The sequence below is a fragment of the Azotobacter armeniacus genome, from assembly GCF_054779355.1.
Genome location: NZ_BAAGYK010000076.1, coordinates 15375 through 37466, shown reverse-complemented (window position 1 = coordinate 37466; position 22092 = coordinate 15375). Strand labels below are relative to the sequence as shown.

General features: G+C 67.6%; 19 protein-coding genes and 1 pseudogene. 11 read left to right on the top strand and 9 right to left on the bottom strand.

All coding sequences use genetic code 11. The features are described from left to right. The first annotated feature begins 177 nt into the window (after window positions 1-177). From ACYVD0_RS12300 to ACYVD0_RS12275, 6 genes are all read left to right on the top strand, one after another. Window positions 178-1584 carry an NfeD family protein gene (locus ACYVD0_RS12300; protein WP_460427073.1) on the top strand — a complete coding sequence of 469 codons (1407 nt, stop codon included), beginning with the start codon at window positions 178-180 and terminating at the stop codon, window positions 1582-1584. Window position 1585: 1 nt separating this feature from the next. After that, entirely contained in the window at window positions 1586-2344 is a 759-nt protein-coding gene (locus ACYVD0_RS12295) for a slipin family protein (RefSeq protein ID WP_460427072.1), read from the top strand. A 175-nt stretch (window positions 2345-2519) separates the two neighbouring features. Further along, the gene (gene ald / locus ACYVD0_RS12290) at window positions 2520-3641 is read left to right on the top strand and encodes an alanine dehydrogenase (protein WP_460427071.1); all 1122 of its coding nucleotides are present in this window, start codon (window positions 2520-2522) and stop codon (window positions 3639-3641) included. Between the two features lie 165 nt (window positions 3642-3806). After that, a complete protein-coding gene (locus ACYVD0_RS12285; RefSeq protein ID WP_460427070.1) occupies window positions 3807-4394 on the top strand; it encodes a TetR/AcrR family transcriptional regulator in 588 nt (195 codons plus the stop codon). Window positions 4395-4442: 48 nt separating this feature from the next. Then, the gene (locus ACYVD0_RS12280) at window positions 4443-5129 is read left to right on the top strand and encodes a glutathione S-transferase family protein (protein WP_460427069.1); all 687 of its coding nucleotides are present in this window, start codon (window positions 4443-4445) and stop codon (window positions 5127-5129) included. Window positions 5130-5142: 13 nt separating this feature from the next. Continuing rightward, a complete protein-coding gene (locus ACYVD0_RS12275; RefSeq protein WP_460427068.1) occupies window positions 5143-5832 on the top strand; it encodes a glutathione S-transferase N-terminal domain-containing protein in 690 nt (229 codons plus the stop codon). 18 nt (window positions 5833-5850) lie between these two features. Here the strand turns inward: ACYVD0_RS12275 and ACYVD0_RS12270 are convergent, their stop codons facing one another. Both ACYVD0_RS12270 and mdtD read right to left on the bottom strand, forming a co-directional pair. Then, window positions 5851-7722 (bottom strand): diguanylate cyclase domain-containing protein, encoded by a 1872-nt coding sequence (locus ACYVD0_RS12270; protein ID WP_460427067.1) that lies wholly within the window; start codon window positions 7720-7722, stop codon window positions 5851-5853. Between the two features lie 196 nt (window positions 7723-7918). Further along, window positions 7919-9343, bottom strand: coding sequence for an MFS transporter (mdtD, locus tag ACYVD0_RS12265; RefSeq protein ID WP_460427066.1), 1425 nt, complete (start codon window positions 9341-9343; stop codon window positions 7919-7921). A gap of 185 nt (window positions 9344-9528) precedes the next feature. Here mdtD and ACYVD0_RS12260 point away from each other — a divergent pair, with 185 nt between their 5' ends. Together ACYVD0_RS12260 and ACYVD0_RS12255 are read left to right on the top strand one after the other, a co-directional pair. Then, complete coding sequence (locus ACYVD0_RS12260) at window positions 9529-9831, top strand: hypothetical protein (protein WP_460427065.1); 303 nt, start codon at window positions 9529-9531, stop codon at window positions 9829-9831. A gap of 37 nt (window positions 9832-9868) precedes the next feature. After that, entirely contained in the window at window positions 9869-10618 is a 750-nt protein-coding gene (locus ACYVD0_RS12255) for a TraX family protein (RefSeq protein ID WP_460427080.1), read from the top strand. Window positions 10619-10626: 8 nt separating this feature from the next. On the opposite strand, the gene ACYVD0_RS12250 is transcribed toward ACYVD0_RS12255, so the two are convergent. Further along, complete coding sequence (locus ACYVD0_RS12250; protein ID WP_460427064.1) at window positions 10627-11517, bottom strand: acyltransferase; 891 nt, start codon at window positions 11515-11517, stop codon at window positions 10627-10629. Between the two features lie 240 nt (window positions 11518-11757). Here ACYVD0_RS12250 and ACYVD0_RS12245 point away from each other — a divergent pair, with 240 nt between their 5' ends. Both ACYVD0_RS12245 and ACYVD0_RS12240 read left to right on the top strand, forming a co-directional pair. Continuing rightward, window positions 11758-12024 (top strand): DUF4212 domain-containing protein, encoded by a 267-nt coding sequence (locus ACYVD0_RS12245; protein ID WP_460427063.1) that lies wholly within the window; start codon window positions 11758-11760, stop codon window positions 12022-12024. Window positions 12025-12034: 10 nt separating this feature from the next. Beyond that, window positions 12035-13804: a sodium:solute symporter family protein gene (locus ACYVD0_RS12240; protein WP_460427062.1), complete on the top strand. Its 1770-nt coding sequence runs from the start codon at window positions 12035-12037 to the stop codon at window positions 13802-13804. A 99-nt stretch (window positions 13805-13903) separates the two neighbouring features. Here the strand turns inward: ACYVD0_RS12240 and ACYVD0_RS12235 are convergent, their stop codons facing one another. The 3 genes from ACYVD0_RS12235 to ACYVD0_RS12225 form a co-directional block, all read right to left on the bottom strand. Continuing rightward, complete coding sequence (locus ACYVD0_RS12235; protein WP_460427061.1) at window positions 13904-14626, bottom strand: 3'-5' exonuclease; 723 nt, start codon at window positions 14624-14626, stop codon at window positions 13904-13906. Continuing rightward, window positions 14623-16560 (bottom strand): putative nucleotidyltransferase substrate binding domain-containing protein, encoded by a 1938-nt coding sequence (locus ACYVD0_RS12230; RefSeq protein WP_460427060.1) that lies wholly within the window; start codon window positions 16558-16560, stop codon window positions 14623-14625. Before ACYVD0_RS12230 ends, ACYVD0_RS12235 begins: the two co-directional genes overlap by 4 nt. A 280-nt stretch (window positions 16561-16840) precedes the next feature. Then, window positions 16841-19018, bottom strand: a complete 2178-nt coding sequence (locus ACYVD0_RS12225; protein ID WP_460427059.1) for a malate synthase G — start codon at window positions 19016-19018, stop codon at window positions 16841-16843. Window positions 19019-19341: 323 nt separating this feature from the next. On the opposite strand from ACYVD0_RS12225, the gene ACYVD0_RS12220 reads away from it, so the two are divergent. Next, window positions 19342-19860 carry a glycine cleavage system transcriptional repressor gene (locus tag ACYVD0_RS12220; RefSeq protein ID WP_460427058.1) on the top strand — a complete coding sequence of 173 codons (519 nt, stop codon included), beginning with the start codon at window positions 19342-19344 and terminating at the stop codon, window positions 19858-19860. Between the two features lie 25 nt (window positions 19861-19885). Here ACYVD0_RS12220 and dsbG read toward each other — a convergent pair whose 3' ends face one another. From dsbG to ACYVD0_RS12205, 3 genes and pseudogenes are all read right to left on the bottom strand, one after another. After that, window positions 19886-20659: a thiol:disulfide interchange protein DsbG gene (gene dsbG / locus ACYVD0_RS12215; protein ID WP_460427057.1), complete on the bottom strand. Its 774-nt coding sequence runs from the start codon at window positions 20657-20659 to the stop codon at window positions 19886-19888. Then, a complete protein-coding gene (locus tag ACYVD0_RS12210) occupies window positions 20656-21471 on the bottom strand; it encodes a TlpA family protein disulfide reductase (protein ID WP_460427056.1) in 816 nt (271 codons plus the stop codon). The genes dsbG and ACYVD0_RS12210 overlap by 4 nt, the downstream gene beginning before the upstream one ends. A gap of 256 nt (window positions 21472-21727) precedes the next feature. Beyond that, window positions 21728-22063 (bottom strand): annotated as a pseudogene (locus tag ACYVD0_RS12205) (EamA family transporter); the annotation flags it as partial. Window positions 22064-22092 lie beyond the last annotated feature (29 nt).

Sequence of the window (22092 nt, the reverse complement as noted above, 5' to 3'; positions counted from 1 at the left end):
AGGAACGGGGCGGGAGGCCTCGGCAGCGAAGTTTGAGCGCCGCATTTTCTTTGGCTGAACCTGTAGGTCGTGCCGAGGAAAGTGCCTCGTCCGGACATCTGGAGTATGGGCAGCCACCAAGCCGCTCCCTCCGTCTCGTCTATCCTTTCCCCATTCACACACTTCATCGGGGAAACCATGCCCGCTCCCGCACGTTGTCTGCGCCTGATCCTGGCGCTGTCCTTGCTGCTGCTGGCGGCGCTGCCGGCCCTCGCCGCCCCGCCGCCGGTCACGGTGCTGACGGTGGAGGGGGCGATCGGTCCGGCCAGCGCCGACTACCTGATCCGCGGCCTGGCTCGCGCCGAGGAGGAGGGCGCACAGCTGGTGGTGGTGCGCATCGACACCCCCGGCGGGCTGGACACATCTATGCGCTCGATCATCAAGGCGATTCTCGCCAGCCCCTTGCCGGTGGCCAGCTATGTGGCGCCGAGCGGCGCGCGGGCGGCCAGCGCTGGTACCTACATCCTCTATGCCAGCCATATCGCCGCCATGGCGCCGGGCACCAACCTCGGCGCGGCGACGCCGGTGCAGATCGGCGGCCTGCCCGGTACGCCGCCGCAGCAGCCAGGGCAGCCGGAGAAACCCGGCGAGGCGGACAAGCCCGGCGAGCAGCCGGCCGCGCCTGAGCCCGCCGATGCCCTGACCAAGAAGCAGATCAACGACGCTGCCGCCTATATCCGCGGCCTCGCCCAGCTGCGCGGACGCAACATCGAATGGGCCGAGCAGGCGGTGCGCGAGGCGGTCAGCCTGTCCGCCCAGGAAGCCCTCGAGCTGAAGGTGATTGACCACCTGGCCGCCGACCTGCCCGATCTGCTGCGCCAGCTGGACGGCAAGCGCTTCGCCGTGGCCGAGGGCATGGTCACGCTCGACACCACCGAAGCGGTGCTGATCCCCCACGAGCCAGACTGGCGCACACGGCTGCTGGCGGTGATCACCAACCCCAGCGTGGCGCTGATTCTGATGATGCTCGGCGTCTACGGGCTGTTCTTCGAATTCTCCAGCCCGGGCTTCGGCCTCGGCGGGGTGCTCGGCGGCATCTGTCTGATCCTCGCCCTCTACTCCCTGCAACTGCTGCCGGTGAACTACGCCGGGGTCGGCCTGATCCTGCTCGGCATCGCCTTCATGGCCGCCGAGGCGTTCCTGCCCAGCTTCGGCGTGCTGGGTATCGGCGGGGTGGTGGCCTTCGTTATCGGCGCGCTGATCCTGATCGATACCGAGGTGCCGGGCTTCGGCATCCCGCTGTCGCTGATCCTGACCCTGGCGATCGTCAGCGCCGGGCTGATCGTCTTCATCGTCAGCATGGCCTTGAAGGCGCGCCACCGTGCGTTGCAGAGCGGCGACGCCGGGCTGGTCGGCAGCCTGGCGGCAGTGACCGCGGTCGAGGTCGACGACCCGCTGGCCGGTTGGGTGCAATTGCAGGGCGAGCGCTGGCAGGTGCGTAGCCCTGCGCCGCTGCAGCCCGGCCAGGCAGTGCGTGTGGTGGCCCGCCAGGGGCTGCTGCTGAACGTCGCGGCCGTCGAGCAACCCACCCCGCAAGGAGACTGACATGGGCTTCGAACTGAGTTTCGGTTTCATTCTGGCGCTGCTGGTCGCGCTGCTGCTGTCGGCGTTTCGCATCCTGCGTGAGTACGAGCGGGGCGTGGTGTTCCAGCTCGGGCGCTTCTGGAAGGTCAAGGGGCCGGGGCTGATCATCATCGTCCCGGGCATCCAGCAGATGGTGCGGGTCGACCTGCGCACCATCGTCCTCGACGTGCCGACCCAGGACGTGATCTCCCGCGACAACGTCTCGGTCAAGGTCAACGCGGTGATCTACTACCGGGTGCTCGATGCGCAGAAGGCGATCATCCAGGTCGAGGACTACCACGGCGCCACCAGCCAGCTGGCGCAGACCACCCTGCGCGCGGTGCTCGGCAAGCACGAGCTGGACGACATGCTGGCCGAGCGCGAGAAGCTCAACAGCGATATCCAGCAGGCGCTGGATGTGCAGACTGACGCCTGGGGCATCAAGGTGGCCAACGTCGAGATCAAGCACGTCGACCTCGACGAGTCGATGATCCGCGCCATCGCCAAGCAGGCCGAGGCCGAGCGCGAGCGGCGGGCCAAGGTGATCCATGCCGAGGGCGAGCTGCAGGCCTCGGAAAAGCTCATGCAGGCCGCGGAAATGCTCGGCCGCCAGTCCGGCGCCATGCAGCTGCGCTACATGCAGACCCTCGGCACCATCGCCGGCGACAAGAGCTCGACCATTGTCTTCCCGTTGCCCATGGAGCTGCTGCAGCTGCTCAAGGATCAGGGGCGGAAGGAGTGAGGCCAGTCGATGGTGCCACCGGACGTCGGTGTGGATCCGGCTTGCCGGGCCGTTGATCGCGATCAAGCTCGTTCCTGCAGGTGCTGAAGCAGGTCCATGAAAATCGATGAGTCGGGTTGTTTGACGAGACCCGTCGAGGAACGACAGGTAACGCCCGCCGGGCGAGGAGGCTGCCATGCGCATCGGGGTACCCAGGGAGCTCAAGAACCACGAATACCGGGTCGGCCTGACGCCGTCCTCGGTGGCCGAGCTGACCGCCCTCGGCCATGAGGTGTGGGTCGAGAGCCAGGCCGGCGCCGCCATCGGCTTCGCCGGCGCGGATTATCGGGCCGCCGGGGCGCGCCTGGCCGCGGACGGCGCGGCGCTCTACGAGGCCGCCGAGCTGATCGTCAAGGTCAAGGAGCCGCTGGCCGAGGAGCGCGCCCGCCTGCGCCCGTGGCACAGCTTGTTCACCTACCTGCATCTGGCCCCGGACCGGGCGCAGACCGACGACCTGCTGGCCAGTGGCGCCACCTGCATCGCCTACGAGACGGTCAGCGATGCCCAGGGTGGCCTGCCACTGCTGGCGCCGATGTCCGAGGTCGCCGGGCGGATGGCGATCCAGGCCGGCGCCCACTGCCTGGAAACGGCCCAGGGCGGGCGCGGCGTGCTGCTCGGCGGGGTGCCCGGAGTGGCACCCGGCAAGGTGGTGATCCTCGGCGGTGGGGTAGTGGGCAGCCAGGCGGTGGCTATGGCCGTCGGCCTGGGGGCGGACGTTACCGTGCTGGATCGCAGCCTGGACACTCTGCGCCGTCTGGATGCTCATTACGGCAACCGCATCGCCACCCTCCACGCGACGGGCGCGGCGCTGCGCGAGCAGGTGCTGGCGGCGGATCTGGTGATCGGCGCCGTGCTGATCCCCGGCGCGGCGGCGCCCAAGCTGATCAGTGCGGAGATGGTCGCGCGGATGAGGCCCGGCGCGGTGCTGGTGGATGTGGCCATCGACCAGGGCGGCTGCGCCGAGACCTCGCGCCCGACCACCCATGCCGAGCCGACCTACCTGGTCGACGGCGTGGTGCACTACTGTGTGGCCAACATGCCCGGCGCGGTGGCACGCACCTCGACCCTGGCGCTGAACAACGCGACCCTGCCGTTTGTCGTCGCCCTGGCGGGCAAGGGTGTGCGCCGCGCCCTGGAGGACGATCCGCACCTGCGCAACGGCCTCAATGTGGCCCACGGCCAGCTCGCCTGCGCCAGCGTGGCCGAGGCCCACGGCCTGCCGTACCGCAGCGCCACCGAGCTGCTGGCGCGGCTGTGAGCGGCGCGCTGGAGACCCTGTGGGAGCGGCCCCCGAGTAGGGCGGGTAACCGCGCAGCGTTACCCGCCAACGGCACCAGCGGTGCCGCCTTCGTGATTTCTGCCACCCGCGTTGTCCGGCAGGTGGTCGGTTGACTTGTGAACCGATCAGTCCTAAATTTGCTCCATGACCCGCGGACGTCCCCGTACCTTCGATCCGGACCAACTGCTCGAACAGGCCATGCAAGTGTTCTGGCGGCGTGGCTATGAAGCCACCTCGCTGCAGGACCTGCTGGCGGCGACCGGCCTGTCGAAGAGCAGTCTGTACCAGAGCTATCCGAGCAAGCGCGCGCTGTTCGAGGCGGCGTTGCGCCAGTACTGCGCCCAGCGTCGCCGCGAGCTGCGCGAGCGGCTGCAGTCGGCGGCCTCGCCGCGCGCGTTCCTGCGCGCCTGGCTGCTCTGCGCCCTGGAGGAGGAGTGCGCCGGCGACCCTCCGCGTGGCTGCATGCTGGTCAACGTGGCCAGTGAGTTCTCCCAGGCCGATCCGGAGATCGCTGCGCTGCTGCGCAGCGGCGCCGAGGGCATAAGCCAGGTGCTGGGCGAGGCCCTGCAGTGGGCCCAGGCCTGTGGCGAGCTGGATGCGGCGGCCGATGTGCAGGTGCTGGCCGGCTATCTGCTGTGCGTGATGAGCGGCCTGCGCACTCAGCGCAAGGCGGGGGCCTCGACGGAGGCCCTGCGCGCGACGATCGAGGTGGCTCTGGGCTGCCTCAGGTGATGGTTTGTCTGTTTTTGGACCGGTAAGTCCCAATAAAAGGAGATGGAAATGCGCGAACTGTACGAACTCTGCGGAGCGTCCCCCGAAGTGGTGTTTTCCCCCTACTGCTGGCGGGTGCGTCTGGCCCTGGCGCACAAGGGGCTGGACTTCGCCAGCCGTCCGCTGCGCTTCGCCGACAAGGAACCACTGGCTTTCTCCGGCCAGCAGCTGGTGCCGGTGCTGCGCGATGGCGAGACGACAGTCCACGACAGCCTGGCGATCTTCCGCCATCTGGACGAGCACTACCCCGAGCACAGCCTGCTCGGCGGCGTGCCGGGCGAAAGCCGCTTGCGGCTGATCGACCAGTACGTCGCCCTGGACCTGCGCCCGGCGCTGTTCCGCCTGCTGGTGCTGCGCATTCTGGAGTGCATCGATCCGGCCGACCGCGACTATTTCCGCCAAAGCCGCGAGAAGGCGCTGGGCATGTCCTTGGAAGCCTTCGCCGACCGCGACGCCGGGCAGGCGCAGCTGGCGCGGGCGCTGCAGCCGCTGAGCGCGTTGCTGGCCGGGCAGCCCTGGCTGGACGGGGCGGCCCCAGGCGGCGCTGACTACCTGGTCGGCGGCTTCTTCTTCTGGGCCTGGTGCCTGGGCGAGCAGCTCTGGCCCGAGGATTCGCCGGTCGGCGCCTGGTTCCACCGCCTGCTGGCCTTCTGCGAGGAACGCCAGGGGCCGGTGCAGCGTGCCGCCAATAGCTGAGGAGGGCAAGCCGATGATCGATCTCTACTACTGGACCACCCCCAATGGTCACAAGATCACCGTTTTTCTCGAGGAAACCGGGCTGGACTACCGCCTGCGTCCGGTGCACATCGGCAAGGGCGAGCAGTTCGCCCCCGAGTTCCTGAAGATCGCCCCGAACAACCGGATCCCGGCAATCGTCGACCAGGCCCCGGCCGACGGCGGCGCGCCGCTGGCGCTGTTCGAGTCCGGCGCCATCCTCGAATACCTGGCAGACAAGACCGGGCGCTTCCTGCCCCGGGAAACCCGCCCGCGCTTTCAGGTGCTGCAGTGGCTGTACTGGCAGATGGGTGGGCTGGGGCCGATGGCCGGGCAGAACCACCATTTTGTCCGCTATGCGCCGGAGCCGATTCCCTACGCCATCGAGCGCTATGTGAAGGAGACCACGCGCCTGTACGGGGTGCTCGACCGCCAGTTGCAGGGCCGCGACTACGTGGCGGGCGACTACTCCATCGCCGACATGGCGATCTACCCCTGGGCCAAGCTGTGGGAAGGCCAGCGCCAGCGTCTCGAGGACTTCCCCAACATGGCCGCCTGGCTCGAGCGCATCGCCGCGCGGCCGGCGGTGCAGCGCGCCTACGCCCTGGCCGAGCAGGTCAACGTCGACCCCGGGGCGCTGCTCACCGACGAGGCGCGCTGGCTGCTGTTCGGCCAAGGGCGCTGAGGGGTGCCGGAGCGCGCCTCAGCCTGGCCGGTATGCCGGGTGCGAGGATAGGTTGGCATCGGCCTGGTGAATGTGGCTGCGTCCGCGGGCCTTGGCCTGATACATCGCCTGGTCGGCCTCGCGCAGCAGGTTTTCGTGGCTCTGCCCGCGGCAGATACTGATGCCGATGCTGGCGCTCAGGCTGACCTGCACATTCCCCAGCTGCACTGGCTGGGCGAGCGAGTGGAGGATGCGCTCGGCCAGGGCGCGGGCCTGCTCCTCGGAGTCGATGGCCTCGCAGATCAGCACGAACTCGTCGCCGCCCAGGCGGGCCACCAGGTCGGTAGCGCGGGCGCTGGTCTGCAGGCGGACGGCGACCTGCAGCAGCAGCTGGTCGCCGGCGGCATGGCCGTGGTGGTCGTTGATCGCCTTGAAGCCATCGAGGTCGATCAGGATCAGGGCGAGCAGCTCCTGCTTGCGCTGGGCGCGCTGCCAGGCCTGGGTCAGGCGCTGGTTCAGCCCGGCGCGGTTGGCCAGGCCGGTGAGCGGGTCCTGCAGGGCCATGGCGCTGAGGCGCGCGTTGGCCTCGGCGAGGGCGGCGGTGCGTTCGGCTACTCGCCGTTCCAACTGGCGCTCCTGTTCCTGCAGGGCCTTCAGGGCTTCCTGCTGGCTGCGCAGGACGGCCTCGCGGGCCTCCAGCTTGAGGCGCTTGAGTTCGCTCAGGCGCGCCGCCAGACCGAAGGAGAGCAGCAGCATCTCCAGCACCGAGCCGAACTGGATGCTGTTGGCGGTGATCAGGTTGCTCGGCAGCAGGGTGAAATTGCGCAGCGCCATGAGCAGTGCGCCGGCCATCAGGGTCAGCTCGGCGAGCACGAAGATGCGTGCCCCCGGAGAGCGCCGCAGCAGGCCGGCCAGACCGCAGCCGAGCAGCAGCAGGATGCCGCCGATGCTGCTCAGGGAGAGTGTCTGCAGCGCCCGGTCGACCGGCAGCAGCAGCGCACCCAGGGCCACCCCGAAGTGCACGGCGCAGGCCTGGCCGAGCAGGTGGTGCCAGCGCGGCAGGGCGTGGCGGGTATCGAGAAACTCGCGGGTGAGCAGGGTGCCCATGGCCATGGCGAGGGCGAGGAACAGCGGCAGAAGGCGATTGTCCAGCTCGCTGCCGCCGGTCCACAAGTACTGGGCGCCGAAGCCCGAGTGGGCGAGCATGCCGCCGCCCAGGCTGGCGGCGAACAGCACGTAGAGCAGGAAGTTGCGCTCACGCAGGGCGAGGAACAGCAGCAGGTTGTAGCCACACAGGGCGACCAGCATGGCGATATAGCCGGTCTGCACCATCAGGTTCAGCCGGCTGTGGCGGGCGAAGGCCGCGCTCTCCCAGAGTTGCGCGTCCAGGGTCAGGGTGCCGCTCGACTGGACGCGAAAGAACAGGCTGCGCCGTTCGTCGGGTTCCAGGCGCACGGCGAAGGCCGGCGACAGGTGGTCACTGTTGCGCTGTTCGGCGGGCACCCGGTCGCCGGCCAGCAGAGGCTCGTCCGATTTATGGAGCAGTTCGACGCGATCGAGGGAGGGATAGACGAATTCGATCTGCCAATCGCGGACCTCCGCCGCGCGCGACACGAGGTCCAGGCGCAGCCAGACGATGTCGCGGGTGTAGCCGAGGTTCAGGTCACGGCGTCCGGCAACCGGGGCGAACGCCTGGCCGCCAGCCATGACGTCCTCGGCCTGCAGGTTGCCGGCGGGGTCGCGCAGCAGCTGCAGGTGGGGACGCAGGTCGACGCGCCGCTCGCTGCCGTCCAGCTGCAGGGTGGCCGGCTCGTCATGGCTGGCGGCGGCAGCCGGCTGTGAACCCAGCAGCAAAGCCAGCAATACGCCCAGGCGGGCGCCGATCCGCCAGCGAGGGAAACCCCCACCCATTTCGTTCGGGGCTTGGCCCCCTCGCGCTGACAAAGACATCAACGACTCGCTTCCCTGACTCCTCAAGGCTGTCTCGATCGATAATCGGATGGAAGCACGGGTTCGTGCCGGCATCGTGCCAGAGGCGTTCCCGTGGGCTTTGCTGAGCCCCCTCTGAATTGAAGAACCGAACGGTCGATCCCGCCAGTCGCCAGGGCTAATCGGCCAGCTCGTCCTCGTGGCGCCGCCCGGAGCGGCCGTCCTCGGGGCGCAACTGGAAGAACAGGCTGGCGCCGAACATCGCCAGCAGGCCGACGCAGACGTAGGTGGCCTGGAAGGCGGCGAGCAGCGAGCCGCCCCGGGTCGCGCCGTCCGCACTGAAACCGCCGAGCAGGGCAGCGCCGATGCCTACGCCGAGGCTCATGGACAGCTGGACCACCACCGACAGCAAGCTGTTGCCGCTGCTGGCGTCGCGGGTGGGCAGGTCGATCAGAGCGACGATGTTCATCGCTGAGAACTGCAGGGAGTTCACCGCGCCGATCAGTCCCAGGTGGAGGAGCAGGAGCGCATAGGGCGTGTCGTCGTCGACCAGCGCCAGGCTGGCCAGCAGGCTGCCGATCAGCAGGGTGTTGCCGACCAGCAGCCGGCGGTAGCCGAGCTGCTCGATCAAGCGGGGCGCCAGCGGTTTCATGGCCATCGAGCTCAGCGCCACGGGAATCATCGCCATCCCGGCCTGGCTCGGCGAATAGCCCAGGCCCAACTGCAGCAGCAGTGGGGTGAGGAAGGGCAGGGCGCCGCTGCCCAGGCGAGTGAACAGGTTGCCGAGCACGCCGATGGCGAAGCTGTGGGTGCGGAACAGCCCGGGCGAGAACAGCGGCTCTTCGGCGACGGTGGCGCGCAGCCAGTAGGCGGCCAGGCAGGCCAGGCCGGCAAGCAGCAGCAGCACGACCCGGGCGTGAGGCAGGTGCAGCTCGCCGAGGCCTTCCAGGGCGATGCTGATCAGCAGCATGGCGGCGCCGAACAGCAGAAAGCCCGGGGTGTCGAAGCGCGTCCGCTGCAGCCCGCGCAGGTCGGGCATCAGGCGCACGGCGACCAGGCAGCCGAGCAGGCCGACCGGCAAGTTGAGCAGGAAGATCCAGTGCCAGCTGGCGTACTCTACCAGCCAGCCGCCGAGGGGCGGGCCGAGCAGCGGGCCGAGCAGCGCCGGCATGGTGACGAAGCTGAGCAGCCGCACCAGCTCCGTGCGCGGATAGGCGCGCAGTACCACCAGCCGTCCCACCGGCATCATCAGCGCGCCGCCGAAGCCCTGCAGCACTCGCGAGGCGACCAGCTGCAGCAGCGAGTCGGAGAGCGCGCAGAGCAGCGAGCCGAGGGTGAACAAGAGGATCGAGCCAAGGAATACCCGGTGGGTGCCGAAGCGGTCGGAGATCCACCCGGAGGCCGGCATCAGCACCGCCACGCTGAGCATGTAGGCAATCACCACCGACTGCATGCGCAGCGGATCCTCGGCCAGATCCAGGGCCATGGCCGGCAGGGCGGTGTTGAGGATGGTGCCATCGAGCATGGGCATGAATTGGGCGGTGGCGATGATCCAGGGCAGCAGGCGGGCGGTGCGAGGGGAGAGCGGTAAGGCGGTGGGCATGGGGTGTCCTGGCAGAAATGCCCGTGCAGTGTAGGGCCTGACGGCGAAGATTTCCCGGTCGCGTTGCCCCACGGCGGGCAGCGCCGGCGGCGAGTGGTGGTCCCTCTTGTGCAACCGGCGATGCTCTTCTATGACTTGAAGATCCGCTTCTGCGGGCCCGTCCGAAAAGGAAAAGGAGATCAGCGATGCGCCCCCTCTCTTTGTTCGTCCTCCTGCTGGCACTCGCCGGCGTCCTGCCAGCGGTCGCCGGCGAGTGGCCCCGCGGCGCCCGCGAGGCATTCATCCGCGACTGCATGGTCGGCGCCATGGCCCGGCACAAGGAGGGCCTGGCGCGGCGTTACTGCGAGTGTTCGGCGGACCGCGTGGCCGCCGAGTTCAGCAGCGCCGAGCTGCAACAGCTGCAGGGCGCGGACCAGGTTCCTGCGCCGATGCAGGAGCGCCTGCTCGGCACCTCCAGCAACTGCCTGTCGCAGCTCAACCCGCAGTGAGACCGGGCGGTTGCGCGACGCGGTGCCGGCACTGAGGCTGGCGGCAGGCGCATCACGCGTCGCGGGGCCGGTCGCGACACGCGATGCGGCGCTCGATCTGCTCAAGTGGCTAGCGCTCGCGAGCATGCTGCTCGACCATCTGCGCCTGGTCTGGCCGGCGCAGATCTGGCTGCACGTGCCGGGGCGGCTGGCGTTTCCCTTCTTTTGCCTGATTCTCGCCATCAATCTGGCCCGGCCCCGTCCCGAGCCGCTGCGCCGGTCGGCGCTAGCCCGCTATTCCGGCTGGCTGCTGGTCTTCGCCCTGCTCTCCGAGTGGCCGTACCGGCTGCTGATCGGTACGCCGGACAGCTTCAACGTGCTGCCGACCCTGGCGCTCGGCCTGCTACTGGCCAATGCTGCGTGCCCGTGCCCGCCGGCGGAGCGTCTGCTCGGTCTTGCCGCCCTGGCGCTGGCTGTGGCATTGCACGAGCAACTGATGTTCGGCGCCTTCGGTGTGCTCCTGCCGGCCGCCTTCCTGCTCGCCCTGCGCCGCCCGCGGTGGGGCTGGCTGCTGCCGGCGGGGTTGACAGTAGTGGCTAACTACTGGCCGCCCCTCTACGTCGATGCGCTGCTCGGGCAACCCTTCGCCCTGCTGGTGATCCTCGCCTGTTTCCTCGCCGCGCCCCTGGGGCTCGGTCTGCTGCGGCTCGCCCCTGGCTTCCCGGTGCCGCCGCTGCGGCGCTGGGCCTATACCTTCTATCCGGGGCATTTTCTGCTGCTCTACGGCCTGCGTGAGTGGCTGCGCTAGGGGGCCTGTCAGGCCGCCGCGCCGTGCAGCCGGGCGATGCGGGCGTCCTTCTCCTCCCACAGGCGCGTCACCCAGGCCTGCACGTACTGGCGGAATTGCGCGTCGTTCTGGTAGTCGCCCTGCCAGAGGGCCGCGTCCAGCTCGCGGGTCTGGATGTCGACGATCACCCGTGGTACCTGGCCGCTGATCAGCTCCCAGAAGCCGGGGATGCACCGGCCGGGATAGACCAGGGTGACGTCCAGCAGCGCGTCCAGCTGCGGACCGAGGCTGGCGAGGGCGAAGGCCACGCCGCCGGCCTTGGGCTTCAGCAGGTAGCGGTAGGGCGAGGCCTGCTGCGCGTGCTTGAGCTTCGTGAAGCGGGTGCCCTCCAGGTAGTTGACCAGCGTCACCGGGATGTCGCGAAAGCGCTCGCAGGCGCGCCGGGTGATGTCCAGGTCCTCGCCGTGCTTTTCCGGATGGCGATCCAGGTAAGCCTTGGAATGGCGCTTCATGAAGGGGTAGTCGAGGGCCCAGAAGGCCAGACCAAGGAAGGGTACCCAGATCAGCTCCTGCTTGAGGAAGAACTTGAAGAAGGGCGCCCGGCCGCTGAAGGCTTCCAGCAGTGCCGGGATGTCCACCCAGCTCTGATGGTTGCACACCAGCAGGTAGGAGCGGTCGAGACGCAGCCCGGCGCTGCCGCGGATGTCCCAGACGGTGGGGATGAGTCTGGCGAAGATCCACTTGGCGAACCCGACCCAGCTCTCGGCACACCACATCAGCCCCCGCGCGCAGTACCCCCGTAGGGTGTGGCCGGGCAGCAGCAGCCTGAGCAGGGCGAGCAGCAGCAGCGGGACGATCATCAGCAGGGTATCGATCAGCAGCAGCAGGAGAACGCCAAGGGCGGTGAGCAGCGAACGCATGGAAAATCCTTGTCGGAGGGCCGAGGGCATCATAAGCCCGGAGCGGGGCGGGCCACAGCGTTTCGCCCGATAGTGCAGGCCGTGGGCTGGCGCAGGGAAAGGCCTGTCCTTAAGGGGAGGGGCTTCGGGTGGGTCAAGCTCTTTACGGCACTTGCGGCTTATACCAAAGTCGCAATGCGGGCTTGTCAAGTCATGCTAGTTTCATTAGGCCATAACAAAAACAATTAGGAGTACATTGGTATGCCTCACTCCCCGCAAGATGCCGCACAGGCTTACTGGCAAGACAACCTGCGGCTGATGTTGACGCTGCTGGCCATCTGGTTCGTGATCTCGTTTGGTTGCGGCATCCTGTTCGTCGAACAGCTCAATGCCATCCGTTTCTTCGGCTTCCCGCTCGGCTTCTGGTTCGCCCAGCAGGGATCCATCTTCGGTTTCCTCGGCCTGATCGCCTTCTACGTGTGGAAGATGAATCGGCTCGACCGCAAACACGACTTCCACGAAGACTGAGGCGCCGAGCATGGATACCCAAACCCTGATCTATTTCTTCGTCGGCGTGACCTTCGCGCTGTATATCGGCATTGCGCTCTACACCCGTGCCGGGTCCACCAGCGAATATTACGTGGCCAGCAAGGGCGTGCACCCGGTACTCAACGGCATGGCCACCGGCGCGGACTGGATGTCGGCGGCGTCCTTCATCTCCATGGCGGGCATCATCTCCTTCGTCGGACTGGATGGCAGCGTCTACCTGATGGGCTGGACCGGCGGCTACGTGCTGCTGGCCATGTGCCTGGCACCCTACCTGCGCAAGTTCGGCAAGTTCACCGTGCCGGACTTCGTCGGTGCACGCTACTATTCGTCGACCGCGCGTCTGGTGGCGGTGATCTGTGTGATCTTCATTTCCTTCACCTATGTGGCGGGGCAGATGCGCGGTGTCGGCATTGTGTTCTCCCGCTACCTGGAAGTGGACATCAACACCGGCGTGATCATCGGCATGGCGATCGTATTCTTCTATTCTGTGCTCGGCGGCATGAAGGGCATCACCTACACCCAGGTGGCGCAGTACTGCGTGATGATCTTCGCCTACATGGTGCCGGCGATCTTCCTGTCCATGCAGCTAACCGGCAACCCGATCCCGCAGCTGGGCTTCGGCAGCACCGTGACCGGCACCGACACCTACCTGCTGGACAAGCTGAGCGGCCTGGGCACCGAGCTGGGCTTCAACACCTACACCGACGGCACCAAGTCCACCATCGACGTGTTCTTCATCACCATGGCGCTGATGGTCGGTACTGCAGGTCTGCCGCACGTGATCGTGCGCTTCTTCACCACGCCGACCGTGCGCGATGCGCGTAGTTCCGCAGCCTATGCCCTGCTGTTCATCGCCATCATGTACACCACCGCACCGGCCGTGGCCGCCTTCGCCCGCACCAACCTGCTGACCAGCATCCCGGGCGTGAGCTATTCCGAGGTGCCGAGCTGGTTCAAGACCTGGGAGACCGCTGGTCTGGTTGCCTGGCTGGACAAGAACGACGACGGCAAGATCCAGTACGGCCCGGGCATGCCCTTCGCCGGTGCCCCGGCGTTCGACAAGGCACCCGGCGAGCATGGCGAGCGCAAGGTGACCAACACCCCCACCCCGGCCGCGACCGAGCTGTACGTGGACCGCGACATCATGGTCTTGGCCAACCCGGAAATCGCCAATCTGCCGGGCTGGGTGATCGCCCTGATCGCCGCCGGCGGTCTGGCCGCCGCGCTGTCCACCGCCGCCGGCCTGCTGCTGGTGATCTCCACCTCGATCTCCCACGACCTGCTGAAGAGCACGCTGATGCCGAGGATCAGCGAGAGGCAGGAGCTGCTGGCGGCGCGTATCGCCGCGGCGGTGGCGGTGGTCGTCGCCGGTATCTTCGGTATCTACCCCCCGGCGTTCGTCGCCCAGGTGGTGGCGTTCGCCTTCGGTCTGGCCGCGGCCTCGTTCTTCCCGGCCATCGTCCTGGGGATTTTCTCCAAGCGGGCCAACAAGCAGGGCGCGATTGCCGGCATGATCGTCGGTCTGGCGTTCACCTTCACCTACATCGTCTACTTCAAGTTCGTCAACCCGTCGCTGGACAATGCCCAGCACTGGTGGTTCGGTATCTCTCCGGAAGGCATCGGCACCCTGGGCATGATCTTCAACGTGATCGTGACCTATGTCGTGTCGATGATCACCGCCCCGCCGCCGGCGCAGATCCAGGAGCTGATCGAGGACATCCGCATCCCGCGCGGTGCCGGTGCCGCCATCGCCCACTGATCGTCTGACCTGCAGCAGGAAGACCAGCGCCCTGGCGGCGCTGGTTTTTTTTGCATGCGGGAAAGATTGTCGCGCAGAGGCGGAGGTGGGCCGTTGGGCTCAGATCGAGTGACGGGCAGCGCGGCGCGAGCGATGCCAGCGACCGAGGCGCTGGCCCAGTTCGTGAACGTTGTCCAGGCCCTTGCGCCGGGCGCGGTTGAACAGGATCAGGGCGATCTCGGCGGTGGCCAGGGCGTCGGCCGCGGCATGGTGGCGCTGGGGCATGTCGAGCTTGAAGTAGTCGATCCACTGGTCCAGTCCGCCGGGGTGGACGAAGGCCTCGGGAAACAGCATGGGCGCCAGGTCGGCGATGTCGAGAAACGGATGGCGCAGCGTGTAGCCCAGTTCGTCCTTCAGCGCGCGGCCCAGCATGCGCTGGTCAAAGGGCGCATGGAAGGCGAGGAACACGCAGTCGCCGGCGAACTCCATGAACTGCAGCAGCGCCTCGGCCGGAGCGGTGCCGCCGGCCAGGGCACTGGGGGCGATGCCGTGGATCAGCACGCTTTCGGTGACGGTCTTCACCCTGCGCTGCAGGATGCACTCGAACTGGCAAGCCAGATCGATGGCATCTTTCTCGATGAGCACTGCGCCGATCGACAGGACGATATCGCGGTTGACGTTGAGGCCGGTGGTTTCCAGATCGAGCACCACGAAACGCTGGACGTGCAGGGGACGGCTGTCCATGTGTGGCGCCGTCGGCAGACGTCGCAGGCGCCGCCGCTGCCCGTCGTCGAGTAGCGGCCTGCCGGTTCCAAGGGAGGACAGGAAGGTGAACGGATTCATAGCTGGTATCGCATGCTCAATCGGTTCTGCAGGCGCTGCGCCTGGCGAAAGGATTCCCGCAGTATGCGCTGGTCGAGGCTGTTGAGGGTATCGGGATCGAGGCGGTTGCCGAGCCTGCGGCCTTCGCGCTGCTGGCGCTGGTGATGCTGCATGCGGATCAGCTGGATGAAGTGGTAGGCCTCCTCGTAGGACGCCGCGTCCTTGGCCTCGATCACCCCCTTTGCCGCCAGCTGGCGGAAGCGCTCGAGGGTGTTGCTGTCGTGGATGCCGTGGGCGAGGGCGAGGATGCGCGCGCCGTCGACGAAGGGCGTCAGGCCTTCCACCTTGAGGTCCAGGGTGTCCTTCTCCGCGCCTTTGCTGGCTACCACGAAGTCGCGCAGAAAGCGGCCGATCGGCGGGCGATGCTGCATGGCGTTGCTGGCCATCATGCGCTGGAACAGGCTGTTCTCGGCGATCATCTCCAGCAGGTTGTCGGCGAGTTCCCGGCAGCTCTGGGTCGGTCCCCAGACCGCGCGCAGGTCGAAGAAGATCGTCGAGCGGAGCAGGTTCTCGGCGTTCGGCGACTGGATGATGCCGCTGAAGCGGCGCGTCCATTCCTGGCGCGACAGGCACAGCTCGGGGTTGCTGGCCATGATGTTGCCCTTGCACAGGCTGAAGCCGCACTGGTCGAGGGCCTGATTGATCGCGCGGGCCAGCGGCAGCAGGCGCTGGCGAATGGCTTCGGCCTCGGCGGGGCTGTCGGCCTCGAAGAGGATGCCGTTGTCCTGATCGGTGTGCAGGGTCTGTTCGCGGCGTCCTTCGCTGCCGAACGCCAGCCAGGTGAAGGGCATGCCCGGGTCGCCGTGCTTCTTGAGCATCAGCTCGATCACCCGACACAGGGTGTGGTCGTTGAGCTGGGTGATGATGTGGATCAACTGCGCCGGGCTGGCGCCGTGGGCAAGCATGTTGTCGATCAGGTGGGCGATGTCGCCGCGCAGCGCCGCGAGGACGGCCACGCTGCTGGCGCTGCTGATGGTGCGTGCCAGGTGCACCAGGTCTACGCGCTGCAGGGAGAACAGGTCGCGCTCGGAAATCACCCCCACCAGGCGGTCGTCCTCCACCAGGCAGATGTGCGCGATGTGCCGCTGGGTCATGGTCAGGGCGGCATCGAAGGCGGTAGCCGAGGGCGGCAGGCGGACCGGATCGGGGATCATCAGCTCGTCCAGCGGCTGCTCGAGGTCGCCTCTGCCGTTGGCGATCACCTGACGCAGGTCGCGCAGGGTGAAGATGCCGATCGGGTACTCGGCCGCATCGACCATCACCAGGCTGCCGACCTGCTGCTCGTTCATCAGCCGCACCGCCTCGCGCAGGCTGGTGCCGGCGGTGCAGGCGACCGGGCGGCGCGCCGCCAGCTCGCCCAGCCGGGTATCCAGCGAGTACTGCGCGCCGAGGGTTTCCGCCGCCTTGAGCTGGACCTGCTGGTTGACCAGATCGAGCAGGCTGCTGACCCCGCGCAGGGCGAAGTCGCGGAACGGGTCGGAGCTGGTCAGCAGCTTGGCGAAGGCCTGGCGTTCGAGAAGCAGGCAGAAGGTGTCCTCGGCGGCGATGTAGTCGGTGCGTGTCGGCCGTTCGCCGACCATCGCCGCCACCGGGAAGCACTCGCCCGGGGCGACCTCCATGGTGGTGTCGATGCCGTTGCCGGAGAGGCTCGGGCGCTGGCCGAAGACATGGCCCTGCTTGATGATGTACAGGTGCTCGACCCGCCCGTCGGCCGGCTTGATGATGGAGTCGCCCGCCGCATAGAAGCGCAGCCGGCAGTGCTCTACCAGATAGGTCAGGTGGCTGCTTTCCATCTGGTCGAACGGCGGATACTGGAGGAGGAATTGCATGGTGCCCTGGATGTTCTGCATGACCGCGGTCTTGCCGGCCTCGGCGAAGGCGTCCGTCTTGCTCATCTGTCGTTCTCCTTGAAGGGCTGGATGTCCGTCTTCAATTCTGACACGCGAGCAGCGACCGCGGCACCGCAGGCAGGGCAACGGCGATTGACGGCAGGCAGGGAAGGTGCGGTTTTCCGGCCAGTGTCGGTGGCGCATCCCGGGCGGGAGAGAGGCGAGGAAAGATGAGCGGGGGGAGAGTGCGCCGCGCACCGTCCCGCCGGGGAAGCAGAAGTGGAGTGCGCGACGCGGGGTGGAGCGCCGGCTGGCGCTCCGGGGCCAGCATCCCTGCCGGAGGGGTTCAGAGAGCGTTCTTGGCCTTGAATTCGCGACGCCGGCGGTGCAGCACCGGCTCGGTGTAGCCGTTCGGCTGCCTGGTGCCTTCGACACACAGCTCGACGGCCGCCTGGAAGGCGACGCTGTCGTCGAGGTTCGGTGCCATCGGGCGATACAACGGGTCGGCGGCGTTCTGGCGGTCCACCACCAGGGCCATGCGCTGCATGGTTTCCATGACCTGCTCGACGCTGCACACGCCGTGCCGCAGCCAATTGGCGATGTGTTGACTGGATATGCGCAGGGTGGCGCGGTCCTCCATCAGGCCGATGTCGTTGATGTCCGGCACCTTGGAGCAGCCGACGCCCTGATCGATCCAGCGCACCACGTAGCCGAGGATGCCCTGGGCGTTGTTGTCCAGCTCCTGCTGGATTTCCGCCGGGCTCCAGTTGGTGTCCTTGGCCAGCGGGATGCTCAGGATGTCGTCCAGCGAGGCGCGTTCGCGCTTGGCCAACTCGGCCTGGCGGGCGAACACGTCGACCTTGTGGTAGTGCAGGGCGTGCAGGGTGGCGGCGGTCGGCGACGGCACCCAGGCGGTGTTGGCGCCGGCCATGGGGTGGGCGATCTTCTGTTCGAGCATGCCAGCCATCAGATCGGGCATGGCCCACATGCCCTTGCCGATCTGGGCGCGGCCCGGCAAGCCGGTGGCCAAGCCGACATCGACGTTCCAGTTCTCGTAGGCCTTGATCCAGGCGGCGTTCTTCATGTCGCCCTTGCGGATCATCGCGCCGGCCTCCATGGAGGTGTGCAGCTCGTCGCCGGTGCGGTCGAGGAAGCCGGTGTTGATGAACACCACGCGCTCGCGGGCGGCTTTGATGCATGCCTTGAGGTTGACGGTGGTGCGGCGCTCCTCGTCCATGATGCCGACTTTCAGGGTGTTGCGGGGCAGGCCGAGGACGTCCTCGACGCGGCCGAACAGCTCGTTGGTGAAGGCGACTTCCTCGGGGCCGTGCATCTTCGGCTTCACGATGTACACGGAGCCGGTGCGGCTGTTCTTGCGACTGGTGTTGCCCTTGAGGTTGTGCAGGGCGATCAGGCTGGTGAACAGCGCGTCCTGGATGCCTTCCGGCACTTCGTTGCCGTCCTTGTCGAGGATGGCGTCGTTGGTCATCAGGTGGCCGACGTTGCGCACGAACAGCAGGGAGCGGCCGTGCAGGGTCAGGGCGCCGCCGTCCACTGCGGTGTAATCGCGGTCCGGGTTCATGGTGCGGGTGAAGATGCTGCCGCCCTTGCTGACCTGCTCGGCCAGGTCGCCCTCCATCAGGCCCAGCCAGTTCTTGTAGGCGATGACCTTGTCGTCGGCATCGACGGCGGCCACGGAGTCTTCGCAGTCCATGATGGTGGTCAGGGCGGCTTCCATCAGCACGTCCTTCACGCCGGCGGCGTCGGTCTGGCCGATCGGGCTGGCCGGGTCGATCTGGATCTCGAAGTGGATGCCGTTGTGCTTGAGCAGCACGGCCTTGGGCGCGCTCGCCTCGCCCTGGAAGCCGACCAGTTGGGCTGAGTTCTGCAGGCCGGTGCCGTTGCCGCCCTTGAGAGCGACGACCAGCTTGCCGCCTTCGATGCGATAGCCGGCGGCGTCGACGTGGGAAGCGCCTTCCAGCGGCGCGGCCTCGTCGAGGAAGGCGCGGGCGAAGGCGATGACCTTGTCGCCGCGGACCTTGTTGTAGCCTTGGCTCTTCTCGGCGCCGCCTTCTTCTGGGATGGCATCGGTACCGTACAGGGCGTCGTACAGCGATCCCCAGCGGGCGTTGGCGGCGTTCAGGGCGAAGCGCGCGTTCATGATCGGCACCACCAGCTGCGGGCCGGCCATGCGGGCGATCTCGTCGTCGACGTTCACGGTGCTGGCGACGAAATCCTCGGGCTCCGGCAGCAGATAGCCGATTTCCTGCAGGAAGGCCTTGTAGGCCACGGCGTCGTGGCCCTGGCCGGCGCGGGACTGGTGCCAGGCGTCGATCTTCGCCTGCAGTTCGTCGCGCTTGGCCAGCAGGGCGCGGTTCTTCGGGGCCAGGTCGTGGATGACGTTGGCGGCGCCGGCCCAGAAGGCGGCGGCATCGACGCAGGTGCCGGGGATGGCTTCGCCGTTGATGAAGTCATACAGGACTTTGGCGACTTGCAGGCCGCCGACTTGAACGCGCTCGGTCATGTTTGCCTCGTTTTCAGTTGAATTCCGGATCGCACCGGGACGGCGCCCGTTCGTTTTGTAGTGTGCTGCGAAGAATACTACATAAAGGCTGCAGGGAAATCTGCGTTGCAGGAGGCGGCCTACGACGAAAGTCATAGAGCGAGGCATTGCCGCCGTCAGGGGCGCGCAACGCTTTTGCAAGACGGCTGGAAAGCGGCGCCCTGCCTATACTCCGGAGACGCGCCTTTCGCCCTTGCCATCCTTTCCGGGAAGCGAGTCTGGCAGATGGGTGCGTTCGCCGCTAACGAGACGGGACGCGTGCCCGCCAGCAGAAGGAGACGATAGTGGATCATCTGGTACTGACGGTAATCGCCCAAGACAAGCCGGGGTTGGTGGAGCAACTCGCCCAGTGCATCGCCGAGCATGGCGGCAACTGGCTGGAAAGCCGCATGGCCCGCATGGCCGGGCAGTTCGCCGGCATCCTGCGGATAGCCGTGCCCGAGGCGGCGCATGGCGATCTCGCCGGCGCGCTGCAGGCGATGGAGGGCCAGGGCATCCGCGTGCTGCTGGCGCCGAGCGGCGCCGAGCCGGCCAGCGCCTGGCGGTCGATCCAGCTGGAGCTGGTCGGCAACGACCGCCCCGGCATCGTGCGCGACATCACCCGCCTGCTCGCCGAGCACGGCGTCAATCTGGAAAGCCTGGACACCGAGGTGGCGCCGGCGCCGATGAGCAGCGAACTGCTGTTCCATGCCGAGGCCCAGTTGGCGGTGCCCATGGAGCTGTCGCTGGACCTTCTGCAGCAGCGTCTGGAAACCCTGGCCGACGATCTGATGGTGGAGCTGATCATGCGCCCGGAAGATTAGGGCCTTGGCTGGGGGCCATGACGGCCTATTTCGGCCCCATGATCTGCACCAGCGCCTCCGGACCGGGGGCCCCCTGTTGGTGCTGCAGGCGGCCCTTCTCGTCCAGGTAGAAGATCGCCGGGGTCGCCATCGCCCCCAGGGTGCTCATCAGCTCGAGATTGTCCTCCAGCCGCTTGCCGGTCTGTGCCGGAATCGCCTTGAGCGCCTTGAGCGGGCTGGCCTTGCCGGCGGCTTCATGCTCGTGCAGCGCTTTTTCCGGCTGCCTGGCCGAGAGTAGCGCAGCGGCCTTGCCGGCGCTGTCGGCGCGCAGCATGCCGACCATGATGTGGCGCAGCTGCACCTTGCCGGACTCGACCCAGGGCCGCGCCTGTTTCCAGAACATATTGCAGTAGGGGCAGTTCGGATCGGAGAACAAATAGACAATGCGCGGCGCGTCGGCGCTGCCGTCAGCGATCCAGCTGCTGTGTTCCATGCGCGCCCACATCTCCTTGCCCAGCGGCGCGTAGACCAGCTTTTCCAATTGCGCCTGGGTCAGATCCTGGCCCTCGGCGTCGAGCAGGTTGCCGATCAGCACGTGCTGGCCGTCAGGGGTCAGGTAGAGCGCCATGCCCTGGCCGTTGTAGCGGGCGGCATAACCCTTCAGGCCGCCCGGCGCATCGAAGGTGCCGACGATTTGTGCGCCGCGGGCCTCGGCCGCCTTGATCGGGGCCGGCAGCTCCTCGGCCCGCAGGGCCGCTACCGGCAGAGCCAGCAGGCTCAGGCCTGCCAGCAGGAAGGAGAGGCGCTTGCAACGCATCATGGCTGGGTATCCTCTTGCAGTGTTTCCAAGGCGCGGGCCAGGCTCGCGCGGGACAGTTCGCCGAGGTGGTTGCCGATCTGGCGGCCCTCGGCGTCATAGAACAGGGTAGTGGGCAGGGCCCGGGAGCCGGCCTGCCAGCCAAGGTGGCCATCGCTGTCGAGCAGCACATTCTCAAGGTCCAGGCCGCCGGCGGCGAGAAAGCGCTCGATCTCGCCGGCCCCTTCGCCCTGGTTGACGAACAGGAAGGTCAGCCCGCTGTCCCGGGCCTGTGCCTCGGCCAGCACCGGCATTTCCCGCCGGCAGGGCGGGCACCAGGTGGCCCAGAGGTTGATCACCAGCGGTTGGCCCAGATAGTCGTGCAGCTTCACCGGCGTGCCGCGTGCATCGTGCAGCGCCAGCTGGGGCAGTCGCGTGTCCCGCTCGACAGAATGCCAGGCGAGGTTGCCCGAACCCCAGCCCAGCACGCCGACCGCCAGCGCCAGGCCGAGCGGCCTGCGCAGCGCCCGGTCGCGCCAGGCCTGCCAGGCGCCCAGCAGCAGCGCGGCGAGCATGCCGGGCCAGGCGATGAAACCGCCGTCGCGGATATCCACCATCCGCCACAGCTCGTCGCGATAGTGCTCAAAATAGCCGACCACGAAGGCCAGGCGCGCCACCAGCAGGGCGACCAGGAGCAGGCGGAACAGCTGCGGCTCGGGATTGCGCGCGCTGGCGCGGCCGACCCACCAGCCGGTCAGCAGGGCCAGCAGCAGGCTGCCGATCAGCAGCAGGTGCGGCACGGGCAGGGCCAGCGGCCCCACATTCACGGTCAGCATCGCCCGTACTTCCCGGCATGGAAACAAGCAGGCAGGCAGCTAATCCCCAGATCGGCTGGACAGTGCTGTGGATAACCTGGGGAGCTCGGCCGCTGCGCCAGGCCGGCCGGGGGCTGCCGGGTTCTGATCGAAAAATGAGCGATTCCGGTGCCTTGTGCACAGCGGGCGTGAATGCCTCTGTGGATAAGCTTGGGAACGCTGGCCGCAGGCCGGACGGCGCCTGGCCTGCAGCGGATCGCACGAAAAACGTACAGGTTCATGGCGTGACCGGCACTCGACGCCGCTGGCGCCAGATATCCAGGCTGTAGACCGCCGGGCCCAGCCAGATACAGACGAAGGCCAGCAGCTTGCCCGGCTCCAGCGGCTCGTCGTAGACGAACACCGCCAGCAGCAGCACCAGGGTTGGCGCCAGGTATTGCAGGAAACCCAGGGTGGCATAGGGCAGATGCCGTGCAGCGGCGTTGAAGCAGAGCAGCGGCACCAGAGTGACGGGGCCGGCGGCGGCCAGCCAGAGTGCATGGCTGCCGCTCCAGAAGCCGGCTTGGACATTGACCGCGGCGGGGCTGAGCAGCAGCCAGGCGAGAGCCAGCGGTGGCGGGAATGGTTTCGAGGGCTTTGAAA